Source organism: Streptomyces sp. NRRL S-350 (assembly GCF_000719705.1).
GTDB lineage: Bacteria > Actinomycetota > Actinomycetes > Streptomycetales > Streptomycetaceae > Kitasatospora.
In genome coordinates this window covers 1-14,784 of sequence record NZ_JOHO01000012.1, presented here as the reverse complement: position 1 = coordinate 14,784, position 14,784 = coordinate 1, and the positions used below count along the sequence as shown (strand labels likewise).

The 14,784-nt window shown below is 70.9% G+C and carries 24 protein-coding genes; all 24 read right to left on the bottom strand.

Annotation, left to right across the window (positions count from 1 at the left end; translation table 11 throughout):
* Positions 1-68: 68 nt before the first annotated feature.
* The 24 genes from IF30_RS0114190 to IF30_RS0114080 all read right to left on the bottom strand — a co-directional run bounded on the left by IF30_RS0114190 (position 69) and on the right by IF30_RS0114080 (position 14,302).
* Positions 69-1,556, bottom strand: coding sequence for a hypothetical protein (locus tag IF30_RS0114190; RefSeq protein ID WP_030237139.1), 1,488 nt, complete (start codon positions 1,554-1,556; stop codon positions 69-71).
* The gene (locus IF30_RS0114185; RefSeq protein WP_158835006.1) at positions 1,553-1,864 is read right to left on the bottom strand and encodes a hypothetical protein; all 312 of its coding nucleotides are present in this window, start codon (positions 1,862-1,864) and stop codon (positions 1,553-1,555) included. Before IF30_RS0114185 ends, IF30_RS0114190 begins: the two co-directional genes overlap by 4 nt.
* 175 nt (positions 1,865-2,039) lie before the next feature.
* Positions 2,040-2,519, bottom strand: coding sequence for a hypothetical protein (locus IF30_RS0114180; RefSeq protein WP_030237134.1), 480 nt, complete (start codon positions 2,517-2,519; stop codon positions 2,040-2,042).
* A gap of 99 nt (positions 2,520-2,618) precedes the next feature.
* Positions 2,619-2,771: a hypothetical protein gene (locus IF30_RS47745; protein WP_158835003.1), complete on the bottom strand. Its 153-nt coding sequence runs from the start codon at positions 2,769-2,771 to the stop codon at positions 2,619-2,621.
* A 193-nt stretch (positions 2,772-2,964) separates the two neighbouring features.
* Positions 2,965-3,408, bottom strand: a complete 444-nt coding sequence (locus IF30_RS0114170) for a hypothetical protein (RefSeq protein ID WP_030237131.1) — start codon at positions 3,406-3,408, stop codon at positions 2,965-2,967.
* A gap of 97 nt (positions 3,409-3,505) precedes the next feature.
* Positions 3,506-4,186, bottom strand: coding sequence for a hypothetical protein (locus IF30_RS0114165; RefSeq protein WP_030237128.1), 681 nt, complete (start codon positions 4,184-4,186; stop codon positions 3,506-3,508).
* A 124-nt stretch (positions 4,187-4,310) separates the two neighbouring features.
* On the bottom strand, positions 4,311-4,805 hold the full coding sequence (locus tag IF30_RS0114160) for a hypothetical protein (protein WP_030237126.1): 495 nt from the start codon (positions 4,803-4,805) through the stop codon (positions 4,311-4,313).
* 80 nt (positions 4,806-4,885) lie between these two features.
* A complete protein-coding gene (locus IF30_RS0114155; protein WP_030237122.1) occupies positions 4,886-5,110 on the bottom strand; it encodes a hypothetical protein in 225 nt (74 codons plus the stop codon).
* Between the two features lie 76 nt (positions 5,111-5,186).
* A complete protein-coding gene (locus IF30_RS0114150) occupies positions 5,187-6,008 on the bottom strand; it encodes a hypothetical protein (protein ID WP_030237119.1) in 822 nt (273 codons plus the stop codon).
* Between the two features lie 90 nt (positions 6,009-6,098).
* Positions 6,099-6,326: a hypothetical protein gene (locus tag IF30_RS0114145; RefSeq protein ID WP_030237117.1), complete on the bottom strand. Its 228-nt coding sequence runs from the start codon at positions 6,324-6,326 to the stop codon at positions 6,099-6,101.
* 91 nt (positions 6,327-6,417) lie between these two features.
* Positions 6,418-6,603, bottom strand: coding sequence for a hypothetical protein (locus IF30_RS0114140; RefSeq protein ID WP_030237115.1), 186 nt, complete (start codon positions 6,601-6,603; stop codon positions 6,418-6,420).
* Positions 6,604-6,905: 302 nt separating this feature from the next.
* A complete protein-coding gene (locus IF30_RS0114135; protein ID WP_030237113.1) occupies positions 6,906-7,136 on the bottom strand; it encodes a hypothetical protein in 231 nt (76 codons plus the stop codon).
* A gap of 67 nt (positions 7,137-7,203) precedes the next feature.
* Positions 7,204-8,943 (bottom strand): ParB/RepB/Spo0J family partition protein, encoded by a 1,740-nt coding sequence (locus IF30_RS0114130; protein ID WP_030237109.1) that lies wholly within the window; start codon positions 8,941-8,943, stop codon positions 7,204-7,206.
* A 97-nt stretch (positions 8,944-9,040) separates the two neighbouring features.
* Entirely contained in the window at positions 9,041-9,565 is a 525-nt protein-coding gene (locus IF30_RS0114125; protein WP_030237106.1) for a hypothetical protein, read from the bottom strand.
* Between the two features lie 226 nt (positions 9,566-9,791).
* Complete coding sequence (locus IF30_RS0114120; RefSeq protein ID WP_030237103.1) at positions 9,792-10,208, bottom strand: hypothetical protein; 417 nt, start codon at positions 10,206-10,208, stop codon at positions 9,792-9,794.
* 252 nt (positions 10,209-10,460) lie between these two features.
* A complete protein-coding gene (locus IF30_RS0114115) occupies positions 10,461-10,721 on the bottom strand; it encodes a hypothetical protein (RefSeq protein WP_030237101.1) in 261 nt (86 codons plus the stop codon).
* 96 nt (positions 10,722-10,817) lie between these two features.
* Positions 10,818-11,288 (bottom strand): hypothetical protein, encoded by a 471-nt coding sequence (locus IF30_RS0114110; RefSeq protein ID WP_030237097.1) that lies wholly within the window; start codon positions 11,286-11,288, stop codon positions 10,818-10,820.
* 139 nt (positions 11,289-11,427) lie between these two features.
* Positions 11,428-11,745: a hypothetical protein gene (locus IF30_RS0114105; RefSeq protein WP_030237094.1), complete on the bottom strand. Its 318-nt coding sequence runs from the start codon at positions 11,743-11,745 to the stop codon at positions 11,428-11,430.
* Between the two features lie 87 nt (positions 11,746-11,832).
* Positions 11,833-12,039, bottom strand: a complete 207-nt coding sequence (locus IF30_RS0114100; protein WP_030237091.1) for a hypothetical protein — start codon at positions 12,037-12,039, stop codon at positions 11,833-11,835.
* A 147-nt stretch (positions 12,040-12,186) separates the two neighbouring features.
* On the bottom strand, positions 12,187-12,603 hold the full coding sequence (locus IF30_RS0114095) for a DUF6573 family protein (protein ID WP_030237086.1): 417 nt from the start codon (positions 12,601-12,603) through the stop codon (positions 12,187-12,189).
* Between the two features lie 105 nt (positions 12,604-12,708).
* A complete protein-coding gene (locus IF30_RS47740) occupies positions 12,709-13,047 on the bottom strand; it encodes a hypothetical protein (protein WP_158835000.1) in 339 nt (112 codons plus the stop codon).
* A 27-nt stretch (positions 13,048-13,074) separates the two neighbouring features.
* Positions 13,075-13,467: a DUF6409 family protein gene (locus IF30_RS0114090; RefSeq protein WP_030237084.1), complete on the bottom strand. Its 393-nt coding sequence runs from the start codon at positions 13,465-13,467 to the stop codon at positions 13,075-13,077.
* 110 nt (positions 13,468-13,577) lie between these two features.
* Complete coding sequence (locus tag IF30_RS0114085) at positions 13,578-13,952, bottom strand: hypothetical protein (protein WP_030237082.1); 375 nt, start codon at positions 13,950-13,952, stop codon at positions 13,578-13,580.
* Between the two features lie 80 nt (positions 13,953-14,032).
* A complete protein-coding gene (locus tag IF30_RS0114080) occupies positions 14,033-14,302 on the bottom strand; it encodes a hypothetical protein (protein ID WP_051710240.1) in 270 nt (89 codons plus the stop codon).
* Positions 14,303-14,784 lie beyond the last annotated feature (482 nt).

Genomic DNA, 14,784 nt, shown 5'->3' with positions numbered 1-14,784 from the left:
CTCCTGGGAATCGGAGCGGTTCGAAGGGAGTGGATCGGCCTCCCGGCCTCACCAACAAGACAACTATATCAGCTTTGATCCACATTTGCAACCGTGATGGACCACCTCCGGTCCACCGCGTCCGTCTCGAACACCTCCATCTCGCCCGCCCCGTGCACCGCCAGGTGCTCGGCGGCCAGCCGGGCGGCCTCCTCCGGCGACCGGGCGGGGAAGTCCAGGTTCACCTGCACCGCGTAGGTCCGGACCTCCCCCTCCGCCGTCGGGACCGCCGTCACCAGCAGGGCCCCGTACTCCGCACGCTCCACCCGCCAGTCGCCCGTGTTCACCAGGGCCTCGGTCAGCGCCTCGGTCAGCTCCTCCCCTTCCGGGTTTCCCTTGCCGGGCCCGTGCGTGCCGACGTAGACGCCGTGGTCCCCGTGGTAGCCGAGCTCGTAGCCGTCGACCTGGGTGCCGTAGCGCACTCGCTCGAACCCGGCCGCCCACAGCGCCTGATCGACCTTGCCCAGGTTGCTGAACGGCGCACCCGGACCGACGGGGTCACCGAAGCGCAGCACGGGCCGCCCGTCGGCGTCCGCCGCGACCTGGTGCACGCGCCAGCCGGCCAAGCGCAGCGCGGCCAGCGCCGAGCGCACCGCGAACTGGTCGCAGTCGGCGGGCAGGGCGATGTCGTGGTGCAGCCGGTGCCTGGCGGGCGGGTGCGCCGTGACGGTGAAGTCCTCGACCCCTTCGGCCACCGCGACATCCTCCAGCGCCTCCCGGACCAGTTCGTTCAACACCACTTTGGTCAGGTGGTAGATGTTGCTCGGCCCGTCCGTCCGGCAGAAGCCGACCGGCATGGGGGTCGTCCGGGAGTCGTACAGCACCCGCTGCTTCCCCAGCGCGTTCATCAGCGTGGCCCGCAATGCGCCGGACTCCCTTCCCTCGTCCTCCGGGTCGGTCACGACGTCGACCCGGACCAGCGACTCGTGCGCGCCCGGGATCACGAGCTGGGCGACGACCGGTCCCACCTCCAGTTCGCAACGCAGCCCAGCCCGGTGCAGGACGGTCCGGGCGGTCAGCAGCACGGGGTGCGCCTCGGGAGCCGCTGCGCCCGGGCCCGATGCGGTGGCTCGGTTCATGGTGGTTCGGTCCTCTCGCTGGTGGTGGCCGGGTCGGCCGGTGGCGGCCGGTCCGGAAAGGGGTTCGGGGTGGCTGACGGCCGCGTCGCGTCGCTCGATCGCCCGGCGCAGCCGCGCCAGGTTCCTCCGCGCAGCCGTGGCCCGGCCGGTGCGCACGGGAGGCCAGCTCCCGCAGGCGCACAAGCCGTCCGGGCCCTCGATCTGCCATAGGGCGCCGCCGCGGGCGTCCAGCCGCAAGTACAGGTCGCGCGGCTGGCCGTCGATGCTCAGCTCGACGCCGACGGACCAGTCGTCGCCCAGGTGGACGGCGCGGGCGGGGATGCCGGAGCGGGTCAGCAGGGCCGCGAAGTCGCTGTGCGCCGCCGTGCTGCTCCGGGTCGCGGGCGGCGTCCCCTGCCCTCCGGCGCGACGGCCGCGCCCGGTGTGGTCGCCGCTCACGCGCGGGTCCCGACGCGGCGGCGCAGCATGCTGCGCAGGTGGTGCAGACGTCCGAGCCGGACGGGCTCCGGCGGGGCGAAGCGGTCGACCAGCAGCGCGTAGAGGGCGGCGTAGACGGGGTCCTCCGGGTCGAGCCATCCGGCGCAGGTGCCGCAGGTGACATCCAGGGAGGGCGGTGCGGGCACGGCGACCAGGACGGTCCCGGCGGCCGGGCTGCGCGTGGTGACGGTGAGGTGCACCGTCCAGCGGCGGTGGCCACAGTTGTCGCACGCGGTGGTGGCATCGGTGAACATGGCGGGAATGGGCATGGTGAACCTCCGGTTCGGTGGCCGCACGGGACGGTGCGGCGGGGTGTCGTGGGGATCGGGGCGGTGGCGCTGGCGCGGGCCGCGCCGCCGAGAGGGTTGCGGAAGCCCGTCAGGTGGCGGTGTGGCCGGAGTGAGCGACCAACCGGCGCAACAAGAGAACTATATCAGAGAACATTCACGACGGCCACCGTGATTCAGCCGACCCGGGCCGAGTGCGCGGGTCCCCGGGGTGGACGGCCGTGCGCCACGCGGCTGCCTGGCGGTCGTGGCCCGCCGCGTCCAGCGCGCGGCCTACCGGGTCGCCCCCGTTGGCGGCCAGTGCGGCCGTGAGGGTGGACGGACCCTGACCGGGCCCAACGTGCCTGGTCAGGTGTAGCGGGTGGATCAGGTGCGCCGACCGGCCGCTGTAGCTGGAGCCCCAGCCTGCCTCCTCGAACTCCCTCCCGATGACCGTCAGGGCTGAGATGCACTCGGGGCTGGTCAGCGCCTGGGCGAATACGGCCTCTACGCCGTCATTGTCGAAGGCGAACGCGACCATGGTGCCGCGCCGGGTCGGCAGCTGCGCCGTGGCGGCAGCGATGAGCGGGGCGGCGTCCAGCGCGATCCGCAGGAGTTCGGTCGTCTGCTGGCTCGGGAGCGGGGTGGTCGTAGGCATGGCTGCTGTTCCTGTCCCTGGTGGGCCGGTGGGGTGGGGGTGGTGCAAGGGCGGGGTCGGGGCGGCGGTGTCGGCCGCCGCCCCGGAGATGCTCGCCGGTCAGCTCTCGCGCTTGTCTCGGCCGCGCTGGCCCGGGATGCGCCCCGGCGTGGCCGGCGCCTTCGCCGCGCCGCCGGAGCGGGAGTTCTCGCCGCTGCGCCGGGGGCTGGGGATCGTCGGGATGGCGCGCTCGTTGTCGTCGTGGTGCTGCATGGCGGTGCCTCCTGGTGCTGGTGGTTCGAAGGGGCGTCGGCTCGGCGGTGGGGTGCCACCCCCACCGCCTGCCAACAAGAGAACTATATCAGAGTTAGAGCATGATTGGGCTGGAATTCCGCACTTCTCCCGCCATTCACCCGACCGGCCCAACGGACGCCGTGCGACCGGGGCCTGGTCGCACGGCGGGCCGTCACTCCGGCCCGGCCCCCTCGGCCAGCACGGCGGCGTGGTGCTGCGCCCCGAACTCCGCCGTCGGCAGACGCCAGTCGGCGGCGTCGGCCAGCCGGACCGCAGCGCAGCGGGCCGCGTGCGCCGTCGGGAACCCTCGCTTCAGCAGGCGCCCCCGGCCCCCGGTCAGCACCACGCTGAACCGGCTCGCGGGGTCCGCCTCCGGCCAGGCGTTGCCCTCGACGCGCAGCCCGGGGTGGACCGATCGCCCCGACACGGCGGAATCCACCTCCTGCTCCAACAGGACCGCGCGCAGGCACTCCAGCAGATAGGCGTCGTACGCGCTGCGCTCCGGCAGGCCGGCCAACCGGTCCACGAATCCGCGCAGCTGGCGCAGCGAGCGCGGGAGCCGGGCCCGCTGCTGCGCCAGGGTCTTCTGTTCGGCAGTCAGGTCCGCTTCGGTCACGGCTGTCCGGTCCTTTCTGGTCGTGGGTGCTCGTTCTTGCCGCGGCCTCGGCGGCGGGGTGGGGCGGCGGGCCGGGGGCCCGCCGCCCGTGGGTGGGTCAGCGCCGGAACTCGTCGCAGCACAGCGGCTTGTAGAGGTCGCCGTGCTCGCGCCGGGTGCAGCCGCATTCCGCGCACAGGCCGCCGACCCACGAGGCGGGGACGGCGTTGACGTACACGCGGTAGGGGTCGCCTCCGAAGTTGTGGGCATCGACCGTGACCACGCCCTGGGCGTCGGTGGCCACCGTGCGCCCCTTCTTCAGGTCGCGTCGGAGCATGTCCAGGGTCGTCGTGCGGGAGTTGCCCACCGGGACGACGGTGCGCCCGGTCGGGGTGTCCGCCCAGATCTCGAACGCCTCGCCGGTGAGCGCCGTCTCCAGCTCCTCGTCGGCCAGGGCGGTCAGCGGGCCGAGCGTGGTCATCGGCCCGCCCCACCCCCAGACGCCGGGGCGCACCACCAGGGAGCCCTCGGGGCCGTCCTCGTACCGCCATGCGCTGTTGGTTGCCACCGAACCGGCGTAGACCGCGCGGTGGTAGGTCTCGCGGGCCTGGCGGTCCAGCGGCAGGGGGTGGCGGCTGACCGTCACGGCCGTCTCGTTGCCGCGCACCAGGAACCCGGTGGTGCGGCCCCGCCAGGGCTCGTCCGGGTGGAGGGAGGTCGGGCGCAGCCCGGCTTTCAGCAGGGCGGCGGTGACCATCTTGCGGGCCTGGTCGGCGGCGGTGGGCTGGTGGGTGCGCACGGTGGTGTCTCCTCGGTTCGGTATCCGGTTCGAAGGGGGCCGGGGCGGCGGGGCCAGCCGCCGCCCCGGGCAGGTGTTCGGGCAGGTGTTGATGCGGGCCGTGCCCGTTGCGGGCACCGGTCTGTCAGGTGAGCCGGTCGGCCAGGAGCACCACGGGCGTGCGCGGGTGCTCGGAGCCGTTCCCCCAGCCGTATCCGTGGCGGTCCACGTGCACGACCGACGGGTGACCGACGGGCAGCGCGCACCAGAGGCCGGGAGCGCCGTCGGGGCGGGCTTTGCAGAAGTCGGCGGCCATCGCCTGCACCTCTTCCCAGATGTCTTCCGCGTCGTCGGGCCCGTGTTCGGCCCTCAGCCGGGTGTAGAGCTCGGGGAAGGTCTCCACGGGGTGGTCCAGCAGCAGCATCACCAGTTCCCGGGCCTCTTGGGGCAGGGAGGCGGCCAGGTGCGGCTCAAGGGGGTCGAACGGGGCGAGGGCTACGGTTAGGCCCTCCGGGTGGGGCGTGGCGTGGAGCTGGCCGCCCAGGCCGCAGCGGAACTGATCGGCGGCGACCTTGTTGTCGAAGGGGCCGATCCGGACCGTCGGACGTCCGGGGCTGGTGAGAAGGAGAGCGAGCTGCATCGGGGCTCCAGGTCGGTGTGTGGTTCGAAGGGACCGGGGGGCGGCGGTGCCTGCCGCCGCCCCCCGCGGGGCGCGGGTGGTCAGGTGGTCGGAACGACCTCGACGATGCGGTGCACGTAGCCGTCGCCGCTCACACCCCCGTGCCAGAACCGCTCCACCAGCGCGAGGGTGTCCACGCGGGAGTGGTCCGGCCGGACGGCCTCCTGCGGATCGCCGGCCAGTGGGGGCCGCTCCCACGCCTCGCCGGGGATGATCAGGTACTTCTCGCCGCCGATCCCCCAGGCGTATCCGCGCTTGACGTCCATCTGGTTCCTCCGGTGGAAGGTGCTCCGTTGCCAACAAGAGAACTATATCAGGCTCAGACCACGAAGGCAAGCGTGATCAGTCCCCTTCAACCCCGGCGCGCCGCTGCTCCCCGCTGCCCGACGGCTCCCCGGTGACTACCTCGCCCGGGACGACGCGCGGCTGCCAGCCCAGCTCACGCAGAGCACTGTCCAGCTCGCGCGGCATGACCGTCCCGGTCAGGGCCTGGCGGTCGGCGTTGAGCCGCGTCAGGAACTCCACCAGCAACTCCAGCGGCACCTCGTCCGCCTTGATGGAACCGGTCGACCCGTCGAACGACAGCCGCACCGTCCCGGAGGCGAGGGCGCCGTGCTCGCTTCTCCGGGTGCCCCCGCGACCGTCGGCCACCCGGGCGTACCCCCGGTAGAACAGCCCGTACCCGCTCTCGACACTGCTCGCTCCGGTGCTCAGCGCGGGCAGGACAGTGCGCAGCCGGGCGAATGCCGCCACTCGGGCCCGGGTGGCGGCCTGCTCCTGGTCGCGGTGCTCGAACGCCTGGGCCGCCGTGTCCCGGTAGTCCGGGAGCAGGCGCCGCGCGATGTCGCGAGCGATGTCCCGGGGTGCGCGGTCACCCGCGACCGTGATCCGGTGCTTCGCCCGTCCCCGGTACTCGCTCGGCACGATGCCCTGGATCGTCAGCCGCTGGCCGGCTGCGCCCGTGCAGTGCGCCTTCTCCCGCCAGATGTGCAGTTTCCAGCCTTCCGGGTGCTCGAGTCCAACCGAGCCGTACGCATTGTCTTCGCGACGGTGGGTCCAACCACGCCGCTCCTCGGGTTCGAGGGTGTTCAGGCTGGTGGCGATCTGCTCGCCGAGCGCGGCGAACTGGATGCTGAGCTCCTCCCAGCGCGGCGAAATCTCCATGGCGGTCCTTCTCTGGTTCGGGGTCGGCGCCCCGGCGGGCGGCCGGGGCGCAGCGGTGCCGCCGGGCCGGGTGGCCCGGGGCAATGGTGGTCAGTTCCGGTGCCACGCCTCGGCGGCGGAGAGGGCGCGCTCGGGGGTGGGGTAGGCGCGGGTCTCGGTGACGGGGGCGTCCCATCCTTCGGCCATCCGTTCCACTACCAGGGTGGCGGCGGTGACGGTGGTGGTGATGGTCAGGTCCTCGGTGGTGCTGGTGTGGACGAGGGGCTGGGTAGGCGACGCCTGGTCGCGCGACGTCTCGAAGTCGATCGGGTGGGCCATGGTCTTGCTCTCCTTGTGGGTTGGCCTGGCCGCCGGAGCGGTCGGAGCAGGCTGGCGACGGGTTCGGAGGGGGCTGTTCCTGGACGGGCGGTCAGAACAGCGGTTGTGCGTCGTCGAGCAGCGACGGGGTGCCGAACGGGTCGTCTCCGATGGCGAACAGGGAGACCTGCGTGGCCCGGGGCGCAGCGGTGAAGGCGTGCGCGGGAAGGGTCGTCCAGTCGGGTCGGCCGTCCTCGGTGGTGGGCTCGGCGGGGGTCGTTGCTGCCTGATCGTTCATCGGATCTCCCTGGGTGCTGACTCGAAGGGGGTGGGCCGGGGTGCCGCCCCTGCCAACAAGAGAACTATATCAACTCTTGTTCACGCATGCAAGCGTGATCCACCCGTCATGGACCGATTGCCCGCCGCGCTATCCTGAAGCCTCGCAACCGGATCTCCTTGTGAGAACTGGTTCGAAGGGTGCGGCAGCGTCGAAACCTGCCGCCGATGGCGGTCCGCGCCAGCCTGCCGTCAGCTCGACGGGGGGTCCCGCCTTATGGCGGGGCGGACCGCCGTTCGTCTTCCCCAGCCCGCCCGCACCGGTCACCCCGGGACGTCGTAGACGTGTGGGACCAGGAAGCGCAGCGCGGCGGCGGCGGGACCGGCCAGCTGGCTGGGCAGACAGTCCGACTCCTCCATGGCGGTGAGCGCTTCGGCGGGCGGCATCTTCCAGAGTCCTTCCGCCCATCTTTTCTCGGAGCTGTCGGCCCACTCGGCGGTCTCCTTCAGCAGCGCGGCGAACAGGTCGCCGGCTACCTCCTCGGCCTTCTCCACGTGCCCTCCTTTCCGGTCGGGCCGGGGGCGGGGAGCCGCGTCCGCGCCCCCCGCCCCGGCCTTGCTGTCAGCCCTGGGCCTGGACGCCCCCGGTCGGCTGCTGCTCCGTCTCGGGCCCGTCCGGGGCCCCGGTCTCCTCACCCGCTGCGCCCTCCTGGGCGGGCTGCGCCTGCGGCTCGGGCGCGGCCTCGGGCTGCGCCTCCGGCGCGGGGCTGCTCTCCCCTGCCGATCCGCCGTCGCCGTCGCCCTGGTCGTCGGTGTCGGCCGACTCGCCACCGTCGGCCTTGTCGTCCTGCTTCGTCTTGGCTTCGTACGCGGCGATCGCGTCGCGCTCGCACTCGGCCAGGGGGTAGTCGAACGTCTCCTCCAGGAAGCGCAGGTAGGTGACCATGTCCTCGGTCGGCTCCAGCCACTCCTTGTCGCCCATGACGTAGTACTCGATCGCGGCGACCACCCGGGCGAACATGCGATGCCTGCGGCGCGTCTTCGGACCGGTGGCGATCAGCTCCGCGAACGGGTCCTCCGCCCGCTCCCACTGGCTGCGCCCCTCGTTCGGGTCCGGCACGCCCAGCAGGAAGGCGGCCACCTCGGTCCGGCCGGAGGCCACCGACTTGAACCACCACTTCGCGTGGCCCATGACGGTTCGCTCGGTCAGCGCGTCGGCGGCTTCCGGCAGGTTCTTGCCCGCGATCGCGGCCCGCAGTACCTCTTGCCGGACGGTCCGGGCCGAGCGCCACGCGGCGGTGCCCTCGCGCTTCGCCTTCGCCTTCGCCTTCTCGGCCTCGGGGTCGACCGGGGTCTTTCCCGCCTCCTCCAGCTCCTTGGCGTACTCCTCGGTGGGCAGGTGACCCTCGGCGTGCCAGTTGGTGCACACGTAGATCACCTCCAGCGTGTCCGGGTCGACCGTCGCGCCGTGGCTCGGGCACACCTGGGAGTGCACTTCCGTGGTCAACGGCTTGCCCAGTGCGGTGAGGAGGTGGGCGAGCGGCTGGGCGGTGTGGCCCAACCACCGCCACGGGAAGTCGATCACCCGCACCCCGGCCGCGCTCAGCTCGTCCGTGACGGCCTGCCGCTTCGCCTCCTCGGCCTGCCTGTCCTTGATCGCCTGGAGCGTCTGCCGCCACTCGCCGTTCCCGGCCTTGCCCGACGCGAGATCCCGCTTCTTGGCGTCCTTGAGCTTCTGGAAGTCCGCCCACCCGCCGCCGACCTGCTGCCACTGGTCCATCTCGACCCAGTCGAAGTCGGCGTGCAGCGCGTTGACCCGGTCGGACTCGCTCAGCTGCGCCGCGCCCTTGGCGGCCTTGAGCTGGGCTGCCGAGACGCCCAGGACCTTGGCGTGGCGGCGGCGGCGAGCCTCAGGCACGTCCATGAGGGCCAGCTGCTCGGCCACCTGCAGCTCGTCGGCCTTGGTGGCGTTCTCGCGGAACTGGTTCTCCAGCAGGGAGAGCAGCAGGGTTTCGTCGTCCGCGTCGGTCAGGTCGTGGTGGACCAGCGCGGGGACCGGCGGGAGGGTCTTGGGGTCGATGCCCTTGGCCTTGGCCTTCTCGGCGGCCTCCTGGGCGGCGAGCAGTCGCCGGCGGCCCTTGAAGACGCCCCACGTGCCGTCGGCCTGCCTGCGGACGCCGACGGCTTCCTTGACGCCGACCTCGGCGACGCTGGCCTTCAGTCGCGGGGAGGGGGGTGCCACCTTGCCCTGGCGGTGGTTGAACGGGTCGACGATCAGTTGGGACGAGAGGAACTCGAAGTACTCGATACCGCTGGTCTGGGTCGGCTCGGCGGGCTTGGCGGCGACCTTGGTCCGGGTCATTGGGGGGTCCTTCCTTGGTGGGGTGCTGATTCGAAGGGCGCAGCGGTGGCGCTGCGGGCCGGGGCAGCGGTGCCAGCCGCCGCCCCGGCGGGGTGGTTCAGTCGCGGGGAGTCCAGAGGCCGCGCGCCTCGCGTCGGATCTCCCAGTCGCGGCGGCCGGGCTCCTTGCCGGGGCGGAAGTCCTCGCAGCCCAGGAAGCTGTCCGGGCGGCCGTGCTCCTGCTTGGCGTCGCCGCACTCAAGACACCGGGTGATGGCCTGGCGGAACTCGACGCACACCGCGCGGTGCTCGTCCAGGCCCTCGGACAGCGCGTGGTGCGGGGTCGGGTGGCCGTCCCGGTTGGCCGGGTTGGTCCAGTCGCCCGGGTTGCGACACCCCTCCGCGGTGGCGACGTCGAACCGGCCGACGTACGACCACGGGCCGACCGGGGTGAACTCCGCCGGGGCGTCGGGCTCGTTGAACATGTTCTCCGGCCAGAGGGTCACCACGCAGGCGCAGCCGGGCACGGTGTACTGCCATCCGGCCAGGTACCCGCCGTCCTCCCAGACGGTGGCGGTGAACTCCCCGAACGCGAGCGGGGCGAGAGCGGCGGCGGCTTCCGGGTGGACGGCGATCGTGCGCATCGTGTGCCTTCCTGTGGGGCTGGTCCGAAGGGGGGCCGGGTCGGAGCGCCCGCCCCGTCCCAACAAGAGAACTATATCATGGCTGAGCCATGATTGGAAGTGGACTTACCTCGCCCCGGGCCGTTATCCGGCCTGTCGATCGGCGCGCAGCTCGGCCACCTCGTGCGGCGTCACCAGCGCGCCAGCTGCGCCCGCTCGGCGGCGGGCGCAGCGCGGGGGCGGGGGCTCAGGCTTGGGGGGTGGGGCCGTACGGGCCGTACCAGGAGCCGGACGGGCTCCGGCGGGTCACGGTCAGCTCAAGGTGGAGCCCCTCCACGTCCTCGGGCAGTGCCACCTGTACGCGGGCACCGGCCCGGGAAGTCGAGATCACCTCAGCGGCGCTCACTCCCCCGCCGTGGTGCACCGTGATCGTGCTGCCGGGTGTCAGGCCGAGGAAGTCGGGGGCGCTGAGGTTGGCGACGGTGCGCCACCACTCGGCCTTCGCTCGCAGGTCGCTGAGTGGGGCCGGTGCCATCGGCTGGAACTGGTCGCCCGGCCGGAAGTCGAGTCCGGCCGCGACGAGATCGGCGGTCGGGCTGAAGAGGTGACCATCGGTGCAGGCGGCCGGGACGCTGGACGCGGGGAGCTCGGTGGTGGTCTTCATGGACGTACCTCTCTCGCGGTTGTGCGGAGTGCTCGGTTCGAAGGGGGCGCCGGCTCGGCGGTGGGTCTCCCCACCACCTGCCAACAAGAGAACTTTATCAGACTCAAGTCACGATGTCGAGCGGGAATCGCCCCTCCCGAATGCCGTGCCTGTCGGCCGTCGACGACGTGCGACAGGCACGCCGCCAGGTACTCCGCGCGGTCGGGTCGGCGGCCTGGCTGTCGCTGGCGGGGCCGGCTATTCCACCCGCACTCAGTCCCCCAGCGAGTAGCGGTCGTAGTTGCCGCACGGACGGCACCCCGAGTAGTCCGCCCATGCGTCCTGCCAGCTGGTCGCCGGGCTCCCGCACAGTGTGCAGAACCGCTGTGGGTCCGCGCTCACGCACCGGCTCGTCGTGTCCGCCGTGGGGGCGGCCTGCGCCGCGTGCTGCCAGTACGGGTAGCGCTTGGTGTCGAAGGTGACCGGCTGCGCGCAGTTGGCGCAGGTGTGTTCGGTCCTGATCTTGGCAGCCACGGTGCCTCCTGCGGTGGTGTGGACGGGGAGCAGCGGAGGTCGGCTGCTGCGGGGCCGGGGCGGCGCTGGGCGCTGCCCCGGCGGCCGGGTCCTGGGTCAGCCGTTCCAGGTCTCCGGGGTGTTCTCCGCGATGAACAGCCAGGGCTCGCCCATGTACATCAGGCCGATGACGTGCTCTCCGATGGCGACGGGGCTTCCCTCGGCCGCGAGCAGGGTCACCGTCTGGGCCATCTCGTAGGTGGTGGAGCTCTCCTGGTTCAGCGGGTGGCTGCCCGGGATGGTGCTCCACCACGTGCCGGTGATCTTGGCGGCCTCCTCGGCGGCCTCCTCCCGGGTGAGCTCGCGCCACTCCAGCGTGATCGGGGTCGCGGTGATGACCGGCCGTCCGCCCAGGAGGTGAGCGGGGTAGCGGTTCTGCGCCTGCCCGGTCGGCACCTCGTCCAGCCCGAACATGTGCTTCACGAACTCGGGGCCTTCGACGCTCACGGTCCGGGCGCTGCGCCCCTCGGCGTCGTTCCACTTCACGGCGAACAGGGCGTCGGGGGCGGGGATGGCGGTGCGGTTCATGCGGACTCCTCGGTTCGAAGGGGGCGCCGGCCTGGCGATGGGAGCCACCCCACCGCCTGCCAACAAGAGAACTCTATCAGACTTCACCCACGATGTCGAGCGGGAATCAGCCACCCGACATCGTGGCCACGCCCGGCCGTCAGTCGTCGACGACGTGCGACAGGAGGGCGGCCAGGTACTCCGCGCGGTCGGTGAAGCCCTTCACCTCGATGTCGCCCTCGGTGTAGGTGCCGACCCCGTACAGACCCTGCTCCTTGTCGCGGTAGACGGTCACGATGATGTACGGCCACTCGCCGAGCAGCCGACCGTCCCGCAGCCCGGATACGACCCGCCAGCCGTCGGCGGCCTCCTCGACCAGCTCCATCCAGTCGTACCCGTCCCCGCCGCTCGGGTCGGGAAGGTCGGGGAGCAGCGCGGTCGGGTCGGCGGCCTGGTCGGTGGTGGGGGTGTTCGACATCGGTTCTCCTTGGCGTGATTCGAAGGGTGTGAAGCGGGGCCGGAGCCCGGTCCCGCCGCGCTCCGGCGGCGGGACCGGGGAGCCCGGCTAGTGGACGTCCCAGTCCACGCGCCGCCGCTGCGGTAGCGGCGGCTCCCAGCCGTGCCGCAGGGCCAGCCGCAGCGCGCGGCGGTCCTGCTTGTGGGCCGCCCGCTGGGCCGGCTTGCGGCGGCTGCCGGACAGCGCGCCGACCGGCAGCCAGGGGCGGTCCTGGCGCGCCAGCGCCGTGGGGCGGGTGTTGTCGGTCCGGGACATCGGTTCCTCCGGGTGATCGCTGATTCGGAAGGGGTGGCCGGGGGTGCCGCCCCCGACCAACAAGAGAACTATATCATGCCCAGGGCATGAAGTGAAGCAGGAGTGACCGGTCGGGCCCGCCGCCACCTGCGGGGCGGGCCCTCGGGGTCAACTCTCGTCCGGCTGCATGATCGTGATCACGGTCTCCCCGCTGTCCCCGGGGCCGCAGTGAACGGCCAGCCTCGCCCGGGTCGCCCGGCTGGGGCCCTCCGCCGGAATCCGCAGAACCTCGAACGGGACCGCCCGAACGCCCGGGTTGGCGCTGCGCACCGCGTAGAACGCCATCCGGAGGACGTCCCACAGTCGCCCGGTCTCCGACTGCCCGTGCCCGGGGTGCCTCGCGTCGTCCTCGCTGCTCCACGCGACGCAGTCGCCCCACGCAGCGCGGGTCAGTGCCACCGGCCACCGCCAGCCAGCCTCCTGGGCGAGATCGCGGGGGGCCTCCATCAGGTCGCCAGCCTCCAGGGCGTCGGCCCGGGTGAACTGGTGGATCGGCTCGCCGTACAACTCCGTCAGGCTCGTCATTTGGTGTGACCTTCCGTGAATTTGGTTCGAAGGGAGTCGGTGGGCTGTACCTCTTGCCCGGCCAACAAGAGAACAATATCATGCCCTGGGCACCGTGGCGCAGCGTCACGTTTCCATGATCGGATAGGGGACACCTGCCTTCAGTGCCCCCTGAAGCCTGAATGCGGCGTCATGGAAGCTCCGCAAAGCCTCCAATTCGTCCAACGAGTCGCACTCTGCGCCCAAGTATGCGTCAGTCGCAATAGACATTTCTCGAATTGATTCGACGGGGTCGATAACAAATCCGAGAATACCGGTTGCGCTGACAACCCAAATTTCCCCCGGGTCTAGGTCGAGATCCTCGGTGGTCAGCTCACGGCGGCACTCAAGGCAGCGGAAGAATACTCCGGGAGTCGCACGATATGAACCGACCGAAGCGCATTCCTGGCAAGCAATTTCCAGCATTCTAGCCAACCTTTCTGATCTCGAATTTCAATTCTGCTCGGACTTTCGCGCGCTCTTGAGCTTGCGCCAGAACTGTTCGGCCCTCACCGCGAGTAGGTGGGCGTGGTCGTGCGTCCGCGCTGCCCGGGTGATCGTGCTGATCTGGCGCTCGGACATGCCGTAGATGTCGCCCAGCTTGCGGACCTCGCGGGGGAAGACCCCGGCCAGGGTGTTAGGGCCGTCTGAGGTCAGCTGCGGCGCACCGAGCGTGTAGAACCACACCCGGAGGCCGGCTTCCGGCCCGGTGCTGTCAGCCAGGGACCCGATGACGATTGCGCGCCGGTGGCCGGTGATCCGGCCGCGCTGCCAGTGCGGGGCTCGCACGATGTCGCCGACCTGGTAGGCGCTGGCGGGGGTGGTCGGCGTGCTGGTGGCGGTCATGGCGGGGGATGTCCTCTCGGGCCGGGGTCTTGGTGGGAGAGGTTGCCGGGGCGGAGCACCCGCCCCGGCAACCAGAAAACTATATTGGCGCTAGATCACGCGGGAGGGGTTTAATTCACCCCGGCCCAACCGAGCGACCATGCGCGCTGAACCGAACGGGCGGCCTTCTCCATCTCGCCGACTGCGGCGGACTCAACCGCAGAAACCAGGGTGGAGAATGCCTCTCGGGCCTTAGCCAACTGCCGGGCCTTACGCGACCCCCGGCGCTTGATCGTGTCGTCCCGGAGTTCCTGGCCGATAACCTCCCAGAACTCCACGACCTCCCCGTAACCGTCGGCCTGAGTGGCAACGGAGAGCATCCACTCCGACGCGCCCGGGATGACCCGCTCAACCTTCTCACCCACGCCGCGAATGGCACTCACGTACATAAACTCGAACTCGCCCCGGTGGTTCTTGGTGCTGCCCTTGGAAATGGTAACGGACATTTCAGTCTCCTTGGCTTTTTGTGGTTTGGTTCGAAGGGGGCTTGCCGGGCGGTAATGCCATTTACCGCCCGGCGTTTCGGTTATACGTGGGAGATTTCGAACAATTCCAGAAGTTCGAAATCCTGCGGCGGGGCCAGCTTCACGACGGCGGCCTCGACGGTTTCCTTTTTGATCGTCGTAGGCAGATTTGCCGCAATGAGACTCGGGTTCTTGCAGGTGCGCCACAGCTTGTACAGCGCGCTCCTCCGACGGTTGAGCAGGCCGGTAAGGGCTTCCCGCGCGCCCTGGTACTCGGCCTCGATCAGCATCGCCTCGATCAGCAGCTCCGGCGGAAGAACTTGAGCGGTCATCGGCGTCTCCGTTGTTTCGGGAGTGGTTCGAAGGGGTGTCGGACCGGAGTGCCTGCCCCGTTCCAACAAGACAACAGTATCACGTCCTAGCCACGGATGGGAAGCGGCACGGCTCCTGATCTGGGCGTGTCTCCTCGCGCCGTCTCGGCCCCGTGTCTTGTGAGCGGTCTTGTGGGGTGCCTTGTCGGTAACCTCTTGGGGTGCCTTGTCGGGTGCTTAGTGAGCACATCGGTATTCGCCCTCTCTGGGTAACTGCGCAGCTCAGAGGCTGTGTGCACGGGGTCGGAAATTCCGACAACCCCTTTCCTTTTGCTTTTGGTAGTTGGTAGTTGGCTGTTGTCGGTTGGGGTTTGCGCCTGCGGCGTGCTGTTTGGTTTTTGGTTGCGCCCCCCTGGGTGGGGTGGCGGTGGTGGTGGGGGTGGTCGGTTGTCGGCGGCTGTGGCCGGTGGTGGTTGTTTGGGTGTGTGTGGGTGAACTTCGGT

Bases quoted from the DNA above. Each gene is read 5' to 3' on its own strand.
- IF30_RS0114185 (WP_158835006.1), bottom strand. From the start codon at position 1,864: ATGCCCATTCCCGCCATGTTCACCGATGCCACCACCGCGTGCGACAAC.
- IF30_RS0114180 (WP_030237134.1), bottom strand. From the start codon at position 2,519: ATGCCTACGACCACCCCGCTCCCGAGCCAGCAGACGACCGAACTCCTG.
- IF30_RS47745 (WP_158835003.1), bottom strand. From the start codon at position 2,771: ATGCAGCACCACGACGACAACGAGCGCGCCATCCCGACGATCCCCAGC.
- IF30_RS0114160 (WP_030237126.1), bottom strand. From the start codon at position 4,805: ATGCAGCTCGCTCTCCTTCTCACCAGCCCCGGACGTCCGACGGTCCGG.
- IF30_RS0114155 (WP_030237122.1), bottom strand. From the start codon at position 5,110: ATGGACGTCAAGCGCGGATACGCCTGGGGGATCGGCGGCGAGAAGTAC.
- IF30_RS0114150 (WP_030237119.1), bottom strand. From the start codon at position 6,008: ATGGAGATTTCGCCGCGCTGGGAGGAGCTCAGCATCCAGTTCGCCGCG.
- IF30_RS0114145 (WP_030237117.1), bottom strand. From the start codon at position 6,326: ATGGCCCACCCGATCGACTTCGAGACGTCGCGCGACCAGGCGTCGCCT.
- IF30_RS0114140 (WP_030237115.1), bottom strand. From the start codon at position 6,603: ATGAACGATCAGGCAGCAACGACCCCCGCCGAGCCCACCACCGAGGAC.
- IF30_RS0114130 (WP_030237109.1), bottom strand. From the start codon at position 8,943: ATGACCCGGACCAAGGTCGCCGCCAAGCCCGCCGAGCCGACCCAGACC.
- IF30_RS0114125 (WP_030237106.1), bottom strand. From the start codon at position 9,565: ATGCGCACGATCGCCGTCCACCCGGAAGCCGCCGCCGCTCTCGCCCCG.
- IF30_RS0114120 (WP_030237103.1), bottom strand. From the start codon at position 10,208: ATGAAGACCACCACCGAGCTCCCCGCGTCCAGCGTCCCGGCCGCCTGC.
- IF30_RS0114110 (WP_030237097.1), bottom strand. From the start codon at position 11,288: ATGAACCGCACCGCCATCCCCGCCCCCGACGCCCTGTTCGCCGTGAAG.
- IF30_RS0114105 (WP_030237094.1), bottom strand. From the start codon at position 11,745: ATGTCGAACACCCCCACCACCGACCAGGCCGCCGACCCGACCGCGCTG.
- IF30_RS0114100 (WP_030237091.1), bottom strand. From the start codon at position 12,039: ATGTCCCGGACCGACAACACCCGCCCCACGGCGCTGGCGCGCCAGGAC.
- IF30_RS0114095 (WP_030237086.1), bottom strand. From the start codon at position 12,603: ATGACGAGCCTGACGGAGTTGTACGGCGAGCCGATCCACCAGTTCACC.
- IF30_RS47740 (WP_158835000.1), bottom strand. From the start codon at position 13,047: ATGCTGGAAATTGCTTGCCAGGAATGCGCTTCGGTCGGTTCATATCGT.
- IF30_RS0114090 (WP_030237084.1), bottom strand. From the start codon at position 13,467: ATGACCGCCACCAGCACGCCGACCACCCCCGCCAGCGCCTACCAGGTC.
- IF30_RS0114085 (WP_030237082.1), bottom strand. From the start codon at position 13,952: ATGTCCGTTACCATTTCCAAGGGCAGCACCAAGAACCACCGGGGCGAG.
- IF30_RS0114080 (WP_051710240.1), bottom strand. From the start codon at position 14,302: ATGACCGCTCAAGTTCTTCCGCCGGAGCTGCTGATCGAGGCGATGCTG.